The 17,251-nt window shown below is 75.0% G+C and carries 19 protein-coding genes; 9 read left to right on the plus strand and 10 right to left on the minus strand.

The window, feature by feature from the left end:
• Positions 1–8 precede the first annotated feature (8 nt).
• Entirely contained in the window at positions 9–545 is a 537-nt protein-coding gene (locus DSM112329_RS05910) for a helix-turn-helix domain-containing protein (RefSeq protein ID WP_354700888.1), read from the plus strand.
• The gene (locus DSM112329_RS05915; RefSeq protein ID WP_354700889.1) at positions 542–1,120 is read left to right on the plus strand and encodes a GNAT family protein; all 579 of its coding nucleotides are present in this window, start codon (positions 542–544) and stop codon (positions 1,118–1,120) included. The genes DSM112329_RS05910 and DSM112329_RS05915 overlap by 4 nt, the downstream gene beginning before the upstream one ends.
• Here the strand turns inward: DSM112329_RS05915 and DSM112329_RS05920 are convergent.
• The gene (locus tag DSM112329_RS05920; protein WP_354700890.1) at positions 1,021–2,049 is read right to left on the minus strand and encodes a helix-turn-helix domain-containing protein; all 1,029 of its coding nucleotides are present in this window, start codon (positions 2,047–2,049) and stop codon (positions 1,021–1,023) included. The genes DSM112329_RS05915 and DSM112329_RS05920 overlap by 100 nt on opposite strands.
• Positions 2,050–2,131: 82 nt before the next feature.
• On the opposite strand from DSM112329_RS05920, the gene DSM112329_RS05925 reads away from it, so the two are divergent.
• Together DSM112329_RS05925 and DSM112329_RS05930 are read left to right on the plus strand one after the other, a co-directional pair.
• A complete protein-coding gene (locus DSM112329_RS05925) occupies positions 2,132–2,887 on the plus strand; it encodes a phosphohydrolase (protein WP_354700891.1) in 756 nt (251 codons plus the stop codon).
• Between the two features lie 75 nt (positions 2,888–2,962).
• Entirely contained in the window at positions 2,963–3,733 is a 771-nt protein-coding gene (locus DSM112329_RS05930) for a lipoate--protein ligase family protein (RefSeq protein ID WP_354700892.1), read from the plus strand.
• Between the two features lie 33 nt (positions 3,734–3,766).
• On the opposite strand, the gene DSM112329_RS05935 is transcribed toward DSM112329_RS05930, so the two are convergent.
• The 3 genes from DSM112329_RS05935 to DSM112329_RS05945 form a co-directional block, all read right to left on the minus strand.
• Positions 3,767–4,741, minus strand: coding sequence for a patatin-like phospholipase family protein (locus DSM112329_RS05935; protein WP_354700893.1), 975 nt, complete (start codon positions 4,739–4,741; stop codon positions 3,767–3,769).
• 68 nt (positions 4,742–4,809) lie between these two features.
• On the minus strand, positions 4,810–6,207 hold the full coding sequence (locus tag DSM112329_RS05940; RefSeq protein WP_354702446.1) for an amidase: 1,398 nt from the start codon (positions 6,205–6,207) through the stop codon (positions 4,810–4,812).
• Positions 6,095–6,541: a MarR family winged helix-turn-helix transcriptional regulator gene (locus DSM112329_RS05945; RefSeq protein WP_354700894.1), complete on the minus strand. Its 447-nt coding sequence runs from the start codon at positions 6,539–6,541 to the stop codon at positions 6,095–6,097. The genes DSM112329_RS05940 and DSM112329_RS05945 overlap by 113 nt, the downstream gene beginning before the upstream one ends.
• Positions 6,542–6,606: 65 nt before the next feature.
• On the opposite strand from DSM112329_RS05945, the gene DSM112329_RS05950 reads away from it, so the two are divergent.
• Both DSM112329_RS05950 and DSM112329_RS05955 read left to right on the plus strand, forming a co-directional pair.
• Positions 6,607–8,751, plus strand: coding sequence for an MMPL family transporter (locus DSM112329_RS05950; protein WP_354700895.1), 2,145 nt, complete (start codon positions 6,607–6,609; stop codon positions 8,749–8,751).
• Between the two features lie 60 nt (positions 8,752–8,811).
• Positions 8,812–9,885, plus strand: a complete 1,074-nt coding sequence (locus DSM112329_RS05955) for a PKD domain-containing protein (protein WP_354700896.1) — start codon at positions 8,812–8,814, stop codon at positions 9,883–9,885.
• A gap of 41 nt (positions 9,886–9,926) precedes the next feature.
• On the opposite strand, the gene DSM112329_RS05960 is transcribed toward DSM112329_RS05955, so the two are convergent.
• On the minus strand, positions 9,927–10,619 hold the full coding sequence (locus tag DSM112329_RS05960; protein WP_354700897.1) for a transglutaminase family protein: 693 nt from the start codon (positions 10,617–10,619) through the stop codon (positions 9,927–9,929).
• A gap of 102 nt (positions 10,620–10,721) precedes the next feature.
• Positions 10,722–11,684, minus strand: a complete 963-nt coding sequence (locus DSM112329_RS05965; protein WP_354700898.1) for a hypothetical protein — start codon at positions 11,682–11,684, stop codon at positions 10,722–10,724.
• A gap of 66 nt (positions 11,685–11,750) precedes the next feature.
• Here DSM112329_RS05965 and DSM112329_RS05970 point away from each other — a divergent pair, with 66 nt between their 5' ends.
• Entirely contained in the window at positions 11,751–12,956 is a 1,206-nt protein-coding gene (locus DSM112329_RS05970; protein WP_354700899.1) for an acyl-CoA dehydrogenase family protein, read from the plus strand.
• On the opposite strand, the gene DSM112329_RS05975 is transcribed toward DSM112329_RS05970, so the two are convergent.
• Positions 12,957–13,688, minus strand: a complete 732-nt coding sequence (locus tag DSM112329_RS05975) for an SDR family oxidoreductase (protein WP_354700900.1) — start codon at positions 13,686–13,688, stop codon at positions 12,957–12,959. It abuts the gene before it with no gap.
• A gap of 121 nt (positions 13,689–13,809) precedes the next feature.
• Here DSM112329_RS05975 and DSM112329_RS05980 point away from each other — a divergent pair, with 121 nt between their 5' ends.
• Entirely contained in the window at positions 13,810–14,247 is a 438-nt protein-coding gene (locus DSM112329_RS05980; protein WP_354700901.1) for a hypothetical protein, read from the plus strand.
• Between the two features lie 55 nt (positions 14,248–14,302).
• On the opposite strand, the gene DSM112329_RS05985 is transcribed toward DSM112329_RS05980, so the two are convergent.
• Complete coding sequence (locus DSM112329_RS05985; RefSeq protein ID WP_354700902.1) at positions 14,303–15,292, minus strand: hypothetical protein; 990 nt, start codon at positions 15,290–15,292, stop codon at positions 14,303–14,305.
• A 42-nt stretch (positions 15,293–15,334) separates the two neighbouring features.
• Complete coding sequence (locus DSM112329_RS05990; protein ID WP_354700903.1) at positions 15,335–16,090, minus strand: sulfite exporter TauE/SafE family protein; 756 nt, start codon at positions 16,088–16,090, stop codon at positions 15,335–15,337.
• 198 nt (positions 16,091–16,288) lie between these two features.
• On the opposite strand from DSM112329_RS05990, the gene DSM112329_RS05995 reads away from it, so the two are divergent.
• A complete protein-coding gene (locus tag DSM112329_RS05995) occupies positions 16,289–16,711 on the plus strand; it encodes a hypothetical protein (protein ID WP_354700904.1) in 423 nt (140 codons plus the stop codon).
• Here the strand turns inward: DSM112329_RS05995 and DSM112329_RS06000 are convergent, their stop codons facing one another.
• Positions 16,712–17,209 carry a cupin domain-containing protein gene (locus tag DSM112329_RS06000; RefSeq protein WP_354700905.1) on the minus strand — a complete coding sequence of 166 codons (498 nt, stop codon included), beginning with the start codon at positions 17,207–17,209 and terminating at the stop codon, positions 16,712–16,714.
• Positions 17,210–17,251 lie beyond the last annotated feature (42 nt).

Consider the following 17,251-nt stretch of genomic DNA (forward strand, 5'->3'; position numbering starts at 1 on the left):
TGTGTGCCATGCCTCACACGCCGTTCGCCGACATGTCCTGCTCGGTCGCCCGGACCCTGGACATCATCGGAGACCGCTGGACCCCGCTCGTCCTGCGCGACGTCGCGCTCGGGATCTCGCGCTTCGACCGCATCCAGAGCAACCTGGGGGTCTCGCGAAAGGTCCTCACGCAGCGGCTGAACCACCTGGTCGAGCACGGCGTCGTGCAGCGCGTCGCCTACCAGGAGCACCCGCCGCGCCACGACTACCACCTGACCGAGCGCGGGGCCGAGCTCGCCGTCGTCCTGCTCGCTGTCCAGTCGTGGGGCGATCGCTGGGTCCCGACCGAGGACGGGCCCCCGGTCGTCTGGCGGCACGAGCGCTGTGGGCAGTTCGCCCAGGCGCAGGTGACGTGCTCGTGCTGCGGCGAGCCGCTCCGCGCCGGCGAGGTGGTGCCGTTCCTGGGCCCGCGCACCGACCCCGGTCCCGGGGCGTCCGAGGTGCCGGCGGCCGTGGCGCGCATCCATGCCCTGGCCGGGATCGAGGACGAGCGGCCTAGGCCGTGATCGACGTCGTCCTGACGGCGCGGTCCGGGCAACGGGTCCGGCTGCGGACGCTGACGAGCGGCGAGGCCGGCGAGTTCGCCGGGGCGGTGGCCGGCGACCTGGCGCGCCTCGGGGAGTTCCTGGGCTGGCCTGAGCGCTGCGCCGCGCCCGAGGGTGCACGGGCGTTCCTCGAGGCGTACGAGCAGCAGCGCGAGGGACGCGTCCTGCACGCCGGCCTCTGGCTCGACGGGTGGCTGGTCGGCGGCGCGATCCTCATGCACCACGACCCCGTCGACGCGAAGGCCGAGCTCGGCTGCTGGGTGACCGCGGACGGTGTGGGGCGCGGGATCGTCGCGGTCGCGTGTCGCGCGCTGATCGCCCTTGCGTGCGACCTCGGCGTGCAGCGTCTCGTCTGGCGGTGCGCCCCGGCGAACGTCCCATCACGGACGCTCGCCGAGCACCTGGGCTTCGTCTACGAGGGGACGGCGCGGTCGGACTACGCGCTGCGGGGCGAGCGGCTCGACACCGACGTGCTGGCGCTCGTCGGCGCAGAGCTCGAGGTGGCCGCCGGGGGCGAGCGGAACGCCCTGCGGTAGTCGGACGGGGACGTCGCCGCGTGACGGCGCAGGTGGATGCGCAGCGACGCCGCGCTGGGAAACCCGGCGCGGGCCGCGACCGTCTCCACGGGGAGCGGCGTGGACTCGAGCAGATCGCGGGCCAGGCCGACCCGCTGGGCCAGCAGCCAGCGCTTCGGCGTGGTCCCGACCTCGGACGCGAACCGGCGGCTGAACGTCCGCTCGCTCATGTGCGCGTGGGCGGCCAGGCGCGCGACGGGCAGCGGCTCGGGCAGACGCTCGAAGGCCCAGCGCAGCGTCGGGCCGACGCCGTCCTCGCTGTCCGCGCGCGCCGGTGCCGGGATGAACTGGGCCTGCCCGCCCTCGCGGTGGGGGGCGACGACGTTCCACGCCGCCAGCCGGGCGGCCGCGGCCGCGCCGGTCTCGCGCCGGACGATGTGCAGGCAGAGGTCCAGGCCCGCGGTCAGCCCGGCCGAGGTCAGCACGTCCCCGTCGTCGACGAACAGCACCGCGGGCCGCAGGTCGACCTTCGGGAAGCGCGCCCGGAAGTCGTCGCAGAAGCCCCAGTGGGTCGTGGCGGGCCGGCCGTCCAGGATGCCGGCCGCCGCCAGGACGAACGCGCCGATGCAGATGCTGACCAGCGTCGCGCCCGCGTCCTGGGCGTCCCGGAGCGCGGCGATCACCGCCCGCGAGGGCTGCGCGTCGTGCGGGTGGCGGCCGGGGACGACGACGATGTCGGCGGCGCGCAGCGCCTCGAGGCCGTGCTCCACGCGCAGCTCGAACCCGTCGACGGTCCGCACGCGGCCGCGCCGCTCCCCGCACGTCGTCAGCGCGAAGCCGGCCGGCGCCCCGTCGACCCCTGGGCCGCGGGCGAACGCCTGGACCGCGCACCCCAGGTCGAAGCTGATGACGCCGTCCAGGGCGAGGGCGCAGACGCGGATCTCGGCCACCGGCTCAGTCTGGCAGGAAATCGCCGGATGTTGTCTTTCCCGACACTGGTCAGGTGGCGGCGCGGTCGGCAGGCTGACGAGCATGAGCGCACCGCGCGGGATGGACTGGGACTGGGCGACGGCGACCGGCGGCGCGCTCAGCGCGCGGCAGCGGCGGCAGCTGCTGAGTCCGCTGCTGCGCACCGTCGTCGCCTACCCGGTGGAGCGGCTGCGGCTCGCGACCGGGCGGCGCGGCGCCGGGGCGGTGGACCTCGACACGCTGCGGTGGCCGGACTCGGCGCTGGCCCGCGCGGCCGAGGATGAGGCCCGGGACGTCCTGAGCCCCCACGTCCTGCAGCACTCCTACCGGACCTATCTGTTCGCGCTGGCGCTGGCGGCGGTCGACGGTGTCGCCGTGGACGAGGAGCTCGGCTACGTCTCGTGCCTGCTCCACGACCTGCATCTCGAGCACCCGACGCCGGGACGGTGCTTCGCGGTGGTCGGCGGGGAGCGGGCGGCGGCGTTCGCCACCGCGCACGGTGCCGATGCCGCGCAGGCGCGGCACGTCGGGGCGGCGGTCGGCGGCCACATCACCATGGGCGCGAACGACGACCTGCGCGACCCGGCGGGCTTCGTCTCGGCGGGGGCGATCCTCGACGTCGCCGGGGTGCGGATGGCGGACACCGACCCGGAGTGGATCGACGCGGTCCTGGCGCGTCATCCGCGGCTGGGCTTCCGTCGCCACCTGATGGCCGCCTGGAAGGCCGAGGCGGCGGCGGTCCCGGCCGGCCGGGCGCGCTGGCTGAACCGGTACGCGGGCTTCCCGCTGCTGATCCGGCTGGCCCCGTTCGACGAGTAGCGCCGCCGGCTCTGGCGGGCGGTGTGCCGATGCGCGGGCGGCGGTGGGGCCGTCGTGCGGGCATGATTGAGGCCCTTGCAGCTGCTGACCGAAGCCAACCCCCGCGACCCGGTGCTGGACATGGCGCTGACCCACGCCCTGCTGCGGCGGGTCGGCGCGGGCGAGCTGCCCGAGCTCGCGCGGGTGTTCGTCCCGGGCCCGACGATGGCCTTCAGCCGGCTGGATGCGCTGCGGGACGGATTCCCCGTCGCGCGGCAGGCGGCGGTGGCGTACGGGTGGACCCCGCTCGTGCGCCTCGGGGGCGGGCACGCGGCCGCCTACGACAGCGGCGCGGTGGTCCTCGAGCTCATCACGCGGACCGTCGGCGTCGGGACCGCGATCCAGGAGCGCTTCGCGGCCGGGACCGAGCTGCTGGTCGCTGCGCTCGCGGACGCCGGCGTCGCCGCCGAGGTCGGCGAGCTGCCCCGCGAGTACTGCCCCGGTCGCTGGTCGGTGCACCTGCCGGGCGGCCCGAAGGTCGCCGGCGCCGCGCAGCGCAACATCCGCGGGGCGACGCTGTTCGCCGCCGCCGTCGTCGTCACCGGCGGGGCGCGGCTGCGGAAGGCGCTGCTCGCGGTCTACGCGGGCCTGGAGCTCGACTGGGATCCGGCGACGGCGGGGGCGGTCGAGGACGGGGTGCCCGGGGCACGTCCGGGGGACATCGCGGCGGCGCTCAGCGCTCAGGTCGGCCGCCGGCACGGCGGGCTGGAGCGCGCGACGATCAGCCCCGAGACGCACGCGCTGGCGCAGCAGCTGCGGGCGTCGCATCTGGCCGGACCCACTTCGGCCGGTCCGGCCAGACCGTGAGCGTCGGTTTCCCCGTCGCTGGGCGTGCGGCGGTCAGGCCGCCAGCGACAGGCCCCGCGCGCCCGCCGCCGGCAGCTCGATGCCGTCCAGCAGCGCGCCGATCCGCGCGCCCACCCCGGCCGCCGCCGTGTCCAGCACCCGCCGGCTTCGACTGCGGTCCATCATGTTCAGGCCCATCGCGTGCAGCTCGGCGGCTGCCGGTTCGATCGTGACGACCTGCGTCCCCGTCGCGCGCAGGAGCGCCGCCTCGTTCGCGAGGTTGCGGGCCGACGCGCGCCGGGCGGCGCCGAAGATGGTGGTGTCGGCGAGCGACGCGCGCTCGCGGGAGGCGAACGGCGACAGGCAGAGGACGACGTCGCAGCCGGCGTCGTTCAGGACGTCGGCGTTCAGCAGCGAGTGCAGGCCGCCGTCGACGTAGTCGCGCCCCCCGACCCGGACCGGCCGGTAGTAGCCCGGGATCGCGCAGGACGCCACCACCGCGTCCTCCAGCGGTGCTGGCGGAGCGCCGTCGGCACCGAATGTGACGCGGTCGCCCGTCCGGAAGTCGCAGGCGTTCAGCAGGAGCCGCCGCTCGGCCGGCCAGCCCGGGGCGACCGCATCGCGCGTGAGCCCGCGGATCTCGTCCCCGGAGCGCAGTCCGCGCGGGAGGAAGCCCGTCAGCGAGGTAATGCGGCGCCGCGGGTCGGTGCTGACGAGGCCGCTGATCCCCAGGGCGAGCGACCCGGGCCACATCCCCGGGACACCGCCGGTGCCGCCGGGACGACGGGCCACCGCATCGGCGATGGCGGCGTCGAGGACCGCCTGCTCCTCGGCCATCGTCAGCAGCTGCTCGTTGTCGATGCCGCCGGCGACGACCACCGCGGCGATCGCGCCCGCCGAGGTGCCGGCGATGACGTCGGCGGTGCCGGGATCCCAGCCGGTATGGGCCTGCACCGCCTCGAGCGCCCCGAGCAGCCAGGCGATGCCCGTGATGCCTCCGGCGCCCAGCACCACTCCGACCCGTGTCATGTCACCCATAGGCGCCGGGCGGCGGGTTCGTTACTGCGGTCCCCCCGGTTGGGGGGTGGGGTGCCGGATCAGAGGGTCGCGAGTGGCGGCGGACCGGTGATCGCCTGCAGCGCGGCGCCGGCGTCCAGCAGGTGCGTGTCCGCGCCCGCCCGGCCGACGAGCTGCACCCCCACGGGCAGTGCGCCGGCTGGCACCGGGCACGGCAGGCTGAGGGCCGGGAGCAGCGCGAGCGACCACGGCGCGGTGTTCCGGTTGACCCGGCGGCTGACCTCCACCATCGAGGCTCCCGCAACCACCGGCGCGACCGTCGGCACGGTCGGGACGAGCAGCAGCTCGACGTCCGCGAGGGCGCTGTCGACCACGGCGCGCCAGCGCTCGGCGATCGCTGCAGCACCTTCACGCGCGGCCGTGGTGGTGGCCAGCCCGAGGCGCAGCCGCTCCTTGATCTGCTCGTCGATCCGCGGGTCCTCCAGCGCCGCGCCGTGCAGCTGCGCCGCCTCGCCGTTCAGGAGGACCGCCAGCGCCGCCCCCGTGTCGGCGGCGCCAGGAAGGTCGACCGCCACGAGCGCGGCCCCGGCGCCGCGCAACGCCGCCAGCACCGCGTCCACGCCCGCCGCGACCGCCGGCTGCAGGTCGTCGAAGAAGAACGCGCGGGGCACGCCGACCCGCAGGCCGGCGAGCAGGCCGGCCGCGACCGGCTCGGGCGGCGGGCCCGTCCCGGCCACGACCGCGAACGCGACGCGCAGCTCGGCCGCGGTCCGGGCAATCGGGCCCACGACGTCGAAGCTGGGCGCGAGCGGGGTGACCCCGCCGATCGGGACCGTGCCGCGCGAGGGCCGCAGCCCGCTGACGCCGCAGAACGCGGCCGGGTTGCGGATCGAGCCGCCCGTGTCCGTCCCGAGCGCCAGGTCGACGTATCCGGCGGCCACCGCCACCGCCGACCCGCCGCTCGACCCGCCGGGGATGCGCCCGGTGTCCCACGGGTTGCGGCACGAGCCGAACGTCCGGTTCTGCGTGGTCGCGGCGAAGCTGAGCTCCTCGAGGTTCGCCTTGGCGACGACGACCGCGCCCGCGGACCGCAGGCGCCGGACGGCCTCGGCGTCGTGGCCCGCGACCGCAGGGTGCGGCGGCGGCAGGCCGTCGGTGCGGACGGTGCCCATGACGTCCGTGTTGTCCTTGACGGCGACCGTCCAGCCCCGCAGACCGCCGCGCCGCCGGCAGCCGCCCTCGGCGAGCGCGGCCGACCGGGCTGCGTCCGCGGGGACGTGTGTGCACGCGCGCAGCTCCACGTCCCGGGCGGCGATCACCCGGAGCGAGCGCTCGACCGCAGCGGCCGGGGTGACGGCCGCCGCGCTAATCGACGTAGCCCGCGGTCTTGCGCAGCAGGCGGTGCAGCTCGGCGAACTCCTCGGGCTCCAGGCGCCCGAACACCTCGTCCCGCATCCCGGCCGCCGCGCGGCGCGCAGCTCGGAGGGTCTCCGTGCCGGCCTCCGTCAGGTGGAGCGCGTGCTTGCGCCGGTCCGAGGCGTGCGGCCGGCGCTCGGCCAGCCCCGCAGCCTCCAGCCCGTCCAGCATGGCGACCATCGTCGAAGGATCGATGTTCGTCGCCGCGACCAGCTCCTGCTGCGCCATTCCCGGGTCGGCGTCGATCATCGTCATGGCCGCGAACTGCTGCGGCCGCAGGCCGAGCTCCTCGATCGCGGCGGCAAACGCTTCCCGCGACCGCGCCCCGACCCAGTTGAGCAGGAAGCCGGTCAGCTGGCCCATCGGCTCCGGCGGCGTGGATGACCCGAACAGCATGTCGAGCAGATACTACGGCCTCCGGATCTTAGGCGTTTCGTATAATTCGTGATACAAACGAATTCATGACCGCGTTCACCCGCTGGATCCTCGCGCACCGCCGGCTCGTCGTCGGCTTCTGGATCGTCCTCACCGTCGTCGGCATGGCGACCGCCGGGGCGGCCACGAAGGCGATGGACCAGAAGTTCTCGGTCCCGGGGAAGGAGGGCTGGGAGACGAACCTCGCGATCGCCCGCGCCTTCCAGGGCACCGGCGGCAACGCGGCGCCCCTCGTCCCGGTCGTCGCGCTGACCGGCGGCAGGACCGTCGCGGACCCCGGGGTGCGGGCCGACCTCGAGGCCGTCGAGGCCAAGCTGGCCAAGGCGCTGCCCGGCGTGCGCGTGGCGGGCTTCGGGTCGACCGGGGACAGGGCCTTCACGTCCGCGGACGGCCGCACGGCGTTCGTCGTCGCCTACCCCCGGCCCGATCCCGACCAGCCCTTCGGCGACAACCCCGAGGCGGAGAAGTCCGCCCGCGCCGCGCTGCGCGGCGCGACCGTCGGCGGCGCCCCCGTCCACCTCTCGGGCTACGACGCGCTGCTGGCCGACAGCGGTGAGGCGGAGGGGCCTGGCGTCCTCGTCGAGGCCCTGGTGGGCGGGCTCGGCGCGCTGCTGGTGCTCGCGTTCGTGTTCGGCTCGTTCCTCGCGATCGTCCCGATCCTGATGGCGATCCCCGCGATCATGACGTCGTTCCTGACGGTCTACGCGCTCACGGCGGCCATCGAGGTGTCGCCGATCGTGCAGTTCCTGATCGCGCTGATCGGGCTCGGGGTGGCGATCGACTACTCGCTGCTGGTCGTCGTCAGATGGCGCGAGGAGCAGTCGCACGGCGCGAAGGGCGACGAGGCGATCATCAACGCGATGGAGACGGCCGGCCGCTCGGTCGTGTTCTCGGGCACGACGGTCGCGATCGGCCTGCTCGCGCTCATCGTCCTGCCGCTGCCGTTCCTGCGCAGCGTCGGCATCGGCGGCATGGTCATCCCGCTGCTCAGCGTGGCCGTGTCGCTGTCGCTGCTCCCGGTCGTCCTGCACGCCTGGGGCGAGAAGCTCGACTGGCCGCACCGGCGGACGGACGACAAGGCCTCGGCCGCGTGGACCCGCTGGGCCGAGGGCGTCGTCAAGCGGCGCTGGACGGCCGCGGGGGTCGCCATGGTGATGCTCGCCCTGCTGGTCGCGGCGGCGACGCAGCTGCAGCCCGGTGTCTCGGACCCCGGGACGCTCGCGAAGGGCGGGCCGGCGAAGGTCGGCCTGCAGGAGCTCGAGCAGTCCGGGATCGGCGGCGGTGCGCTGCTCCCGCACGAGCTGCTCACGACCGGCGACGGGGCCAAGGGCGTCGCCACCGCGGTCGCCCGGGTGGACGGGGTGCACGGCGCCGTCGCACCGGTGGCATGGACCGCGCGCGGTGAGTCCGCGGTGCTCGCCTTCCCCGTCCAGGACGGCTCCAAGAGTGCCGGCCGGGACCTGGTCGATCCGATCCGGGACGCCGCCCGCGGCGCCGAGCCGGGGGCGCGCCTCGGCGGGCAGGTTGCGCAGAACGCCGACTTCATCGACGCGGTCTACGGCTCCTTCCCCCTGATGATCGTCCTCATCGCGGTGATTACGTTCATCCTGCTCGCGCGGGCCTTCCGGTCGCTGCTGCTGCCGGCGAAGGCCGTCCTGCTCAACATCATCAGCGTGGCCGCCGCCTGGGGAGTGCTGCAGCTGGTCTGGCAGTCCGGCCACGGCTCGGAGGAGATCTTCGGGATCGCGGCGACCGGGTCCATCACCGCCTGGATCCCGCTGATGGTGTTCGCGTTCCTCTTCGGGCTCTCTATGGACTACGAGGTGTTCATCCTCGCCCGCATGCGCGAGGAGTACGACGCGACGGGGGACACGGACCTCGCCGTGATCCGCGGCATCGGCCGCACGGGCCGGCTGGTGACGAGCGCCGCGATCATCCTGTTCCTCGCCTTCGTCTCGATGGCCTCAGGGCCGCAGACGGACGTGAAGGTCCTGGCGACAGGGCTCGCGGCGGGCATCCTGCTCGACGCGACGATCATCCGCGCGCTCCTCGTGCCGGCGGTCGTCTCGCTGTTCGGGCGCTGGAACTGGGTGCTGCCGGTGGGGGCGGCGAAGCTGCTGCGCGTGGAGCCGTCGCTGCCGCCGCGGGACGTGGTGCCGGAGGCCGCCTGACGCGCTGGCCGGCGCGGTCGTAAGGGTGGCCTTACGACCGCACCGGTATATTCGCCGACCATGCGCCCCGTAGCCCGCCGCGTCCGCCGCTCCACCGCCGTCGGGGCGGCCATCGCTGCCGGCGCCGTCGCGTTCACGGCCGCCGTGCCTGCCCACGCCGCTGACAGGACGGTGACGTTCGCCGACGACGGCGACACCCGGAACTACACGCCGAGCGCGGTGACGATCAACCCCGGCGACACCGTCACGTTCAGCGGCAGCTTCAAGGACCACCCGCTTGTGTGGCCGAGCGGCGACTTCTCGCGCGAGGCGACCGGGGACAGCCGCACCTACGCGTTCCCGCGCGGCGGGACCTACGCGTTCCTCTGCGACTTCCACCCGAACATGCTCGGCACCGTCGTCGTCGCCGGGAACAAGACCGCCGCGCCCGTCTTCGCCGTCAGCCCCGATCCGCCGACGGCGGGCGCGGTCACGACCTTCGACGCCGGCGCCACGCGCGACCCCGACGGCACCGTCAGCACGTACGAGTGGGACCTCGACGGCGACGGCCGCTTCGAGACGAAGGGCGCGTCGCCCACGGTCACGAGGACGTACGCGAGCGCGGGCACGATCAAGGTCGGCCTGCGGTACGTGGACGACGGCCACGACACCTCCGCGGTCACGACGCGCGAGATCACGGTCAGCACGGCGCCGGCGCCGGGCGGCGGCACCCCCGTGCCCGGTCCGGGTGGCGGAGGCACGCCGCCCGCCGGATCCACCCCGCCCGCCGGGGGCGCGACCCCGCCCACCGGGGGCACGACCCCGCCCGCGCGCGACCGGCGCGCGCCGACCGCCCGCGTGTCGGCCGCCACCACCCGCGGGGTCAAGCTCGTCGCCGGCGTGGCGCGCCTGGGGCTGACCGTGGACGAGCGCAGCACGGTCACCGCCAACGTGCGCCGCGGCGCCGTGGTCGTCGGGCGCGGGACGGCGAAGCTCACACGCGTCGGCGCGGGCGCGGTGAAGGTGAAGCTGACCGCCGCCGGGCTCCGCGCGGTCCGGCAGAAGGGCCGCGTCTCGGTCGCGCTCACGCTCGTGGTCCGCGACGCCGCGGGCAACGCGCGCACGCTCAGGCGTCAGTTGACGCTGAAGAAGTAACGAAGTCCCTCGCCGGGCGCGGGGACGTCGGCGGGGACGCGTCAGCCGGCGGCCGGCGCGTCGTCGAAGGTCGTGTCGTCGGCCGGGCCGGCGAGCAGCCGGTCCATGTCGTAGTGCTCGGCCCACGCAGCGAGCATCTCGTCGTACGGCATCTCGTTGTACGTGCCGTGGTCGGTCACGTACTCCATGTGGCGCCGGCCGGCGCCGTCGTACGCGTGCATCAACGCGTCGGTGCGCCCGTCGAAGTCCAGGGCGGGGGTCCCGAACCGCTCGCAGAGCGCGGCGTTGAACGCCGGGCTGGTCTTGCGCCAGGCGCCGTCGACGAACAGCGCCGAGTAGCCGTGGTAGACGAACAGGTCGGTGCCCATCATCGCCGTCAGCCGCTCCGAGGAGAGGTGGTTGCGGACGTCCGCGAACCCGAGCCGGGCCGGGATGCCGACCGCCCGCGCGCTCGCCGTCAGCAGGATCGCCTTCGGCACGCACCAGTTCTCGCTGGAGGCGAGCGCCGTGCTGGCGACGAACTCGGAGCGGTCGTAGTTCGACGTGTACGGCGAGTAGCGCACCGCCTCGCGGACGGCGACGAAGATCCGGCGGGCACGGTCGACCTCGTCGGTGGCGCCTGCCACCGCGTCACGGGCGAAGGCGGCGACCGCGGCGTCGTCGAAGTCGAAGGTCGGGGTCGCGGCGAGGTCGGCGTCGGTCGGCGGCAGGCTGTGCGGGGCGTCGGCAGGCATGGGGACATTGTAGGCCGGTGCCCTGGTCAGTCCCGTCGTCCCGGGGTTCCGGCTCCCCGGAGGATTCGGCGGGTCACGCCCGCACGATCCTCCGCGCGGAGGTCAGGTCGCCGGGCCGGCACGCCGACCGTCCCGCGGCTTCGCGTCGGCGCAGCGCGCGGGGTCGAGCGGGTCGCTGCAGGCGCCGAACGGCGGCCGGCCGGAGCGGTAGCGGACGCGCCCGAGGCGGTCGACGATCGAGTAGCGCAGGACGCCGGTGTCGAAGTCGCGCTCGACGACGACGAGGCGGCCGTGCAGGGCGGTCGACGGCGCGACGAGGACCAGGTGGTGCCGCGACCGCGCGCGGTGGGGCGGGACGACCTGCCGGACGACGTCGTCGGCCGCCGGGACCAGCCCTACGGCGCCGACGCTGACCGCGGTCCCGAGCCGGAGGACCGCCTCGCCCGGGACGCGGCCGTCCGCGGTCGCCCGCCACCCGCGCAGGTCGTTGCCGTGGCCGACGTAGTAGGTCAGCGCCGAGGTGACGGCCGCCTCGGCCGCGGCTAGCGCCCGTCGATCGCGATCGGCGGTGCGGAGGCTCTGTGTGTAGAGGCGGCGGCGGACCCGCTGCGTGAAGCCGACCGCGACCTCGCCGATCCGGTACCCGCCCGGCTCGGCGATCGTCGCCCGGCAGCCGTCGGCGTCGCCGGCGATCCGCTGCGCCAGGCCCGGCACGGTCAGGCGGACCGTGAGGGTCGCGGGGTCGGGCGCGACGACGGCGTCGCCGCCGAAGTCGCGGCCCGGTCGGGGACGGGTGAGGTCCAGGCCGACGACGTCCGCGCTGCAGGCGGCGGTGACGCGGACCGGGGCGGCGGACCGCAGCCGCTTCTCCAGCGCCGGGACGGCCGCGCTCGCATCGACGATGAGCTCGTCCGCGCGCGTGAGGACCTCGGCCTGGCTGCCCCGGTACGTCCGGTCGACCGCCCGCGCGCCGGGGGTCTGCGCGGTGGCGGCGGCGGGCAGCGCGACGCCGGCCAGGACCAGGACGGCCGGCCCGACGCGACGGAGGAGACCCCTGACCCCCATGGCCACCAAGCCTACCCCGCGCGCTGCAGCCGTCCCGCCGCCGCGGCGCGTGGATACGGTGCCCGGGTGACTGCTCCCGAGGACGTCGTCATCCCGCCGCTGGTCGAGGACGAGCCCGATGGCCGCGGCGTCGTTCGCCGCCGCGCACGGGCGGTTGCCCTGCAGGTCGCCGGCGACGCGGCGCGCTGGGACGACGAGGAGCGGTTCCCCGAGTCGTCCCTCGACGCGCTCCGCGCCGCGGGGCTGACCGGGCTGACGGTCCCGCTCGAGCACGGCGGCGAGGGGCTCGGCGTCGGCGACGCGTGCGCGGTGCTCGAGGAGCTCGCGACCGCCTGCGTGTCCTCCGCGATGGTCGCCCAGCTCTACCTCAACGGGCCGCCGAGAGCGCTCGCGACGCTCGGGACCGCGGCGCAGCGGGCGCGCTACCTGCCCGGTGCGGTCAGCGGCGAGCGGAACTTCGCCATCGCGATCTCCGAGCCGGATGCGGGCAGCGCCGCCACGGACCTGCAGACGCGGCTGGAGCCGGATCCCGGCGGCGGCTACCGCCTGCACGGAGGCAAGTGCTACATCACCGGCGGGATGCGGGCGGACACCGTCCTCGTGTTCTGCCGCCTCGCGGGGACACAGGGCTCGCGCGGCATCGGCGCGGTGGTCGTCGAGCGCTCCCAGCCGGGGTTCTCGTCCCCGCACAGCCAGCCCAAGATGGGGGGCCGCGGTGTGGGGGAGTCCGTGCTCGAGTTCGACGGCGTGGCGGTCGCGCAGGACGCGGTCGTCGTCGCGCCCGACGCGGCGTCCGCTGCCGGTGCGGCCGTGATGCTGCGGCAGTTCAACCCGGAGCGGTGCGGGAACGCCGCGATGGCGCTCGGCGCGGCGCGGGCGGCGCTCGAGCTGTCGCTGCGGCACGTGCGCACCCGCGAGCAGTTCGGCCGGGAGCTCGCCGAGTTCCAGGGGCTGCAGTGGAAGCTCTGCGACATGGCGATCGAGCTCGACGCCGCACGGGCGCTGCTCTATCGCGCGGCGGACTCGGACGCGGACGGCTTCCCGGTCACCCGGCTGACCGCGATGGCCAAGATCAAGGCCAACGAGGTCGCCGAGCGCATCTGCCACCAGGCGATCCAGCTGCACGGCCACGCCGGCTACACCCGCGACCTGCCGCTCGAGCGGATGTACCGGGACGTGCGCGGCATGTCGCTCGCCGGCGGGACGGTGGAGGTGATGCGCAACGTCCTCGCCGGCGAACTGCTGGGCCGCCGGTTCTCCCAGCGGGCCTGATCAGGCGACGGCGGCGTCGTACCCGGCCTGGATGTCGGCGTAGAGCACGTCGAGGTCGCTCGACAGCGCGGACTTGACGGCGCGCGAGGTGTCGTCGGCGAGGATCTCCTCGTCCCCCGCCGTCAGGCCCGCGACGAGGGCCGCGGCGACATCGGCCGGCGCCACCTTCGGCGCGGTGACGCCGGCGGTCATGTCGGTGTCGGCGTACCCCAGGTGCAGGCCGCTCACGAGCGTCCCCTGGCCGCGCAGCAGCGTGCGCAGGCTATTGGTCAGCGACCACGTGGCGGACTTCGCCGAGCAGTAGTTGCCGTACTGCGGAAAGGCGACCCACGAGAGGGCGGAGAGGACGTTCACGAGCGCGCCGCCGCCGTTCGCCGCCAGGACGGGCGCGAAGGCGCGGGACATGGCGAGGTGGCCGAAGTAGTTGACCTCCATCTCCTCCCGTGCACCCTCCAGGCCGTCGTCCGAGAGGACGTTGGTGCCGGTCGCGACGCCCGCGTTGTTGATGAGCACGGTGACGTCCCCGGCCGCCTCCACCGCGGCAGCGACGTCGGCCGGCCGGGTGATGTCGAGCGCGATCGGGACGACCCCCGGCCGTGCGGCGACCGTCGCGGGGTCCCGCGCGCCGGCGTAGACCTTCGCGGCGCCGGCCGCGAGCAGCGCGTCGGTGAACGCGAGGCCGAGGCCGCGGTTGGCGCCGGTGACGAGGACGATCGAGCCTTCGAGCTTCATGGGACTTCCTTTTGGTTAGTTAGTCGTGTGATGCAACGGATCGTATCACGCTGCGCGATGGCGTCCGCGGGGTCGGCGGGGGTCGGGTGGCGTAGAGTTCGGAACTCTGTACGCTGGGGGCATGACCTCGACGACCGCCCCCGCCGCTGTGCAGCTCGTCCGCGACGTCAACCGCGCGATGATCGCCTTCGACCTGGCCCTCGGGACGGCAGCGATCCTGAGGCCCGATGCCGCGCTCAGGGCGATCGGGCACGCGCCGCCGTCGGACGACGCACGCGAGCTGTTCCGGCGCAACGGGCCGATTTGGCTGACGTTCGCAGCGGCGCACGTGATGGCGGCGACGCGCGGCAGCGCGCGGGACTGGTGGGCCGTGGCCTGGCTGCGGGGGACCGAGGTGGCGACCGATCCCCTGTGGAGCCGCTCGCCGGGCATCCGCCGGGCCCACAACCGCGCCGGACTCAAGGTCGCCGGCGCGTTCAACCTGGCGCTCGCGCTCGGCGCCGCCCACGTGGCGCGCACCGTGGCGCGGCCGGGCACGCCGCCTGAGCCCGGCCGCTGAACCCGTCAGCGCCCGGCTGAACCCTCCGGCCGCCAGGTCGCCGGCCGGTCGGTGGTCAGCCGTCGGCGAACGGCTGGATCGTCATGCCGTGGTCGCGCTCGCGCATCCCGAGCTCGTAGGCGGCGAGCCCCGGCGCCGTGAGCGTGCGTGGCGGCTGACCGTCGCGCGCGACGGTCAGCTCGAGGTCGGCGATCGAGCAGTTCACCGTGTGGTGCGTCGATCCGTCCGGGTCCGCGTAGATCCAGCCGACGAAGCGCTCGCGGGGTGCCTGGGCCGCGCCGGTGACCCGGACGCCCCGGCCGGTGAGCCCGAAGACGAGGTGGTCCGGGTGCTCGTCGATCCGGGTCGAGCGGATCCGGCCGGGACCGCCCAGGGCCAGTCGCTCGCCGTCGACGCTGACCGTGCCGGACGCGGTCCATGGTGTCGTGCGCCCGGCGATCCGCAGGCGGCCGAGGACGACGTCCAGCCACGTGTCCTCGCCGGCGCCGTCGAACGCCATCCCGTGCAGCCAGATCCAGCGCTCGGCGTGCTCGGTCCCCCAGTTGTGGCCGACCATGCCGGGCCAGGCGTCCAGGTCGATGCGCCGGCCGTCGACGACGACGGTGCCCGACACGCGCGCGACCGGGTACACGCTCACGGGCTTGGTCCGCGGGAGCGGCGCACGGTACATCCACGCCTTCGGCAGCGTGGCCAGCAACGGCGCGCCGCTGAACGACAGCTCCCACGACACGTCCGCCCCGCCCGGGGCGGCGGCGGCGCCCCGGCACGTCCCGGGGCCGAAGTCGGCCGCACCGATGCGGATCCAGGCGCCGTCGCCGGTGCGCGGATCCTCCAGGGTGACCTTCGTCGCCGACGGGGCGAGCGCGTCCGCGTCGAAGAGCGTGAACCAGAGGGAGCCGGTCGGCGCGTGCCCCGGGCGGCGGTGGACGGTGTAGCGGATCCAGACGCCGAGCCCGCCTTCCGGCCGCGCGGTGCGGAGGTAGTAGCTCTCGTAGCCGGCTCGCATGTGGGGGAACCGGGCGCTGAGCAGGTCGGGGGTGCTCATGACCGCCGACGCTAACAGACAGTTCCGAACTCTGTCAGCGCCTCACAGCAGCGTCGCCACGGCCGACGCCAGCGCGACCGCGCCGCTGAACGCCAGGACCAGGACCGACGTCCGCTCGTGGTGGCCCGCCAGCAGCGGCCGCAGCCCACGGCCGACGACCTGCCCGGCCACGGCGGCGACGAGCAGCAGCGGGGTCAGCGCGATCGGGTCGAGCGCAGCCTCGGCGACCAGCAACAGCCCGGTCAGCACGCCGATCCCGGCGAAGTAGACCGCGAGCGTGCCGCGGCTCTGCTCGGGCGTGGTGCCGCGGCGCAGCAGCAGGAGGACGACCGGCGGCCCGTTGAAGCCGACCGAGCCACCGAGGACGCCCGCCACCAGGCCGGCGCCGACCGTCTCCCGCCCGCGGACGCCGACGACGGTCGGACGCGCCGCGCGGGCCACTGCCGCCAGGATGACCGCCCCGGCGACCAGTGCGCGCAGCGCCTCGCGCGGCAGCGCGAGCAGCAGCGCGATGCCGGCCACCGTGCCAGGAACCGAGATCGCCATCAGCGCCACGGACAGCCGCAGATCGGGAGCGTCGCGGGGACGTCCGGCGCGCCGGTCCGCGTACGCATCGGTCGCGACCATTAGCGCGTTCACCAGCGTCCCGACGATCACGAGGCTCGGCAGCGCCCGCTCGGGCGCGACCACGGCGGCCAGCACGGGGGCGGCGAGGACCGCGAAGCCGTAGCCCGTCGCGGCCTGGAGCAGCCCGCCGGCCGCGAAGGCCAGGAGCGCGCACCACTCGCCCGCGCTCATCGGTGCGCCGGTGGGCGCCGGGTGCGGCGGGGGGCGGGCATCGGCGGCGCATCCTACGGGCCGCGCTCGGCTTGGGTCCGGGCTCAGCCGCCCGGTTCGCGTCCGTGCCTGCCCGCATGGTCTACGGTTGGCTTCCGGAAGGGGTGGGCAGTGGAAAGACAGGGAACACGGAGCAGCAGCTGACATGAGGTGGAGCAGGTGAACGACCAGCAGGAGCACTATCCGCTCGAGGCCTACGACTACATGCGCCGCGTGATGTCGGTGCTGCTCGCGATCGTGGGGGTCTTCCTCTTCGCCGCCGGCACGAAGCTGTTCGCCGGTGTCGTCACGAAGACGTTCAGCTCGGCGGGCTTCGCGATCGTCCCGCTCGGCATGTTCATCACGGGCATCTTCCTGATCCCGCTCATGTCGGCCGTGCACGGCTTCTGGACCGACGCGGACCCGGCCATGCGCGCGCGGACCAAGGCGCGGGACGACCGTGACGCCGCGAAGGTGCGCCTCTCGGCGGCCGAGTACAAGACGCGCGCGCAGCGTGAGGCCGAGGGCCGCGCGGCGCGCGAGGCCGCCGATTCCACGTCGCGGGGCACCACCCGCAGCACGAGCAGTGAAGCGCCCGGCTGACTAGCCCGCCGGCGGCCGGCGGGTAGGTAGCCGCGCCAGCAGCGCGAGCACCGGGCCCTGCAGCGGACCGGGGAGCGCCAGGCGGAAGACCGCCTGGTGACGCTGGACGAGGCGCGCGAGCACGGGGAGCGGAACCTGGCCGCCGCCGTACCGGCGGCCGGCGGCGTCGACCGCGCTCCACCAGGCCACGGTCCCGAGCGCGGGTCGCGTCTGCCAGCGCACCCGCGCCGGCGCGTCGCCGCCGGCGTCCATCGTGTGCGGCGTCCCGCGCGGGATGTCGACGCTCTCGCCCGGGCCAAACGCCTGCGTCCGGCCCCCGGCGACCACGCGGAGCGTGCCCTCGAGGACCTCGAAGCGCTCGTCCTGCTCGGGGTGCAGGTGCTTCGGCGGGAGCCGGCCGCCCGGCGTCAGCACCGCCTCGACCTCCAGCAGGTCGGCGGTGTGGGAGACGACGGTGACGCGTTCGCCGGGACGGAGGACGAAGAACTCGTTTGGCATGAGCTAATACTTTCAGTCGAGTATCTCGATGTCAAGATACTT

Source organism: Paraconexibacter sp. AEG42_29 (assembly GCF_040581415.1).
GTDB lineage: Bacteria > Actinomycetota > Thermoleophilia > Solirubrobacterales > Solirubrobacteraceae > Paraconexibacter.

Excerpts from the sequence above, each read along its gene's own strand:
- DSM112329_RS05910 (WP_354700888.1), top strand. The coding sequence starts at position 9 with ATGCCTCACACGCCGTTCGCCGACATGTCCTGCTCGGTCGCCCGGACC.
- DSM112329_RS05925 (WP_354700891.1), top strand. The coding sequence starts at position 2,132 with ATGAGCGCACCGCGCGGGATGGACTGGGACTGGGCGACGGCGACCGGC.
- DSM112329_RS05935 (WP_354700893.1), bottom strand. The coding sequence starts at position 4,741 with ATGACACGGGTCGGAGTGGTGCTGGGCGCCGGAGGCATCACGGGCATC.
- DSM112329_RS05945 (WP_354700894.1), bottom strand. The coding sequence starts at position 6,541 with ATGCTGTTCGGGTCATCCACGCCGCCGGAGCCGATGGGCCAGCTGACC.
- DSM112329_RS05950 (WP_354700895.1), top strand. The coding sequence starts at position 6,607 with ATGACCGCGTTCACCCGCTGGATCCTCGCGCACCGCCGGCTCGTCGTC.
- DSM112329_RS05955 (WP_354700896.1), top strand. The coding sequence starts at position 8,812 with ATGCGCCCCGTAGCCCGCCGCGTCCGCCGCTCCACCGCCGTCGGGGCG.
- DSM112329_RS05960 (WP_354700897.1), bottom strand. The coding sequence starts at position 10,619 with ATGCCTGCCGACGCCCCGCACAGCCTGCCGCCGACCGACGCCGACCTC.
- DSM112329_RS05965 (WP_354700898.1), bottom strand. The coding sequence starts at position 11,684 with ATGGGGGTCAGGGGTCTCCTCCGTCGCGTCGGGCCGGCCGTCCTGGTC.
- DSM112329_RS05975 (WP_354700900.1), bottom strand. The coding sequence starts at position 13,688 with ATGAAGCTCGAAGGCTCGATCGTCCTCGTCACCGGCGCCAACCGCGGC.
- DSM112329_RS05980 (WP_354700901.1), top strand. The coding sequence starts at position 13,810 with ATGACCTCGACGACCGCCCCCGCCGCTGTGCAGCTCGTCCGCGACGTC.
- DSM112329_RS05985 (WP_354700902.1), bottom strand. The coding sequence starts at position 15,292 with ATGAGCACCCCCGACCTGCTCAGCGCCCGGTTCCCCCACATGCGAGCC.
- DSM112329_RS05990 (WP_354700903.1), bottom strand. The coding sequence starts at position 16,090 with ATGAGCGCGGGCGAGTGGTGCGCGCTCCTGGCCTTCGCGGCCGGCGGG.
- DSM112329_RS06000 (WP_354700905.1), bottom strand. The coding sequence starts at position 17,209 with ATGCCAAACGAGTTCTTCGTCCTCCGTCCCGGCGAACGCGTCACCGTC.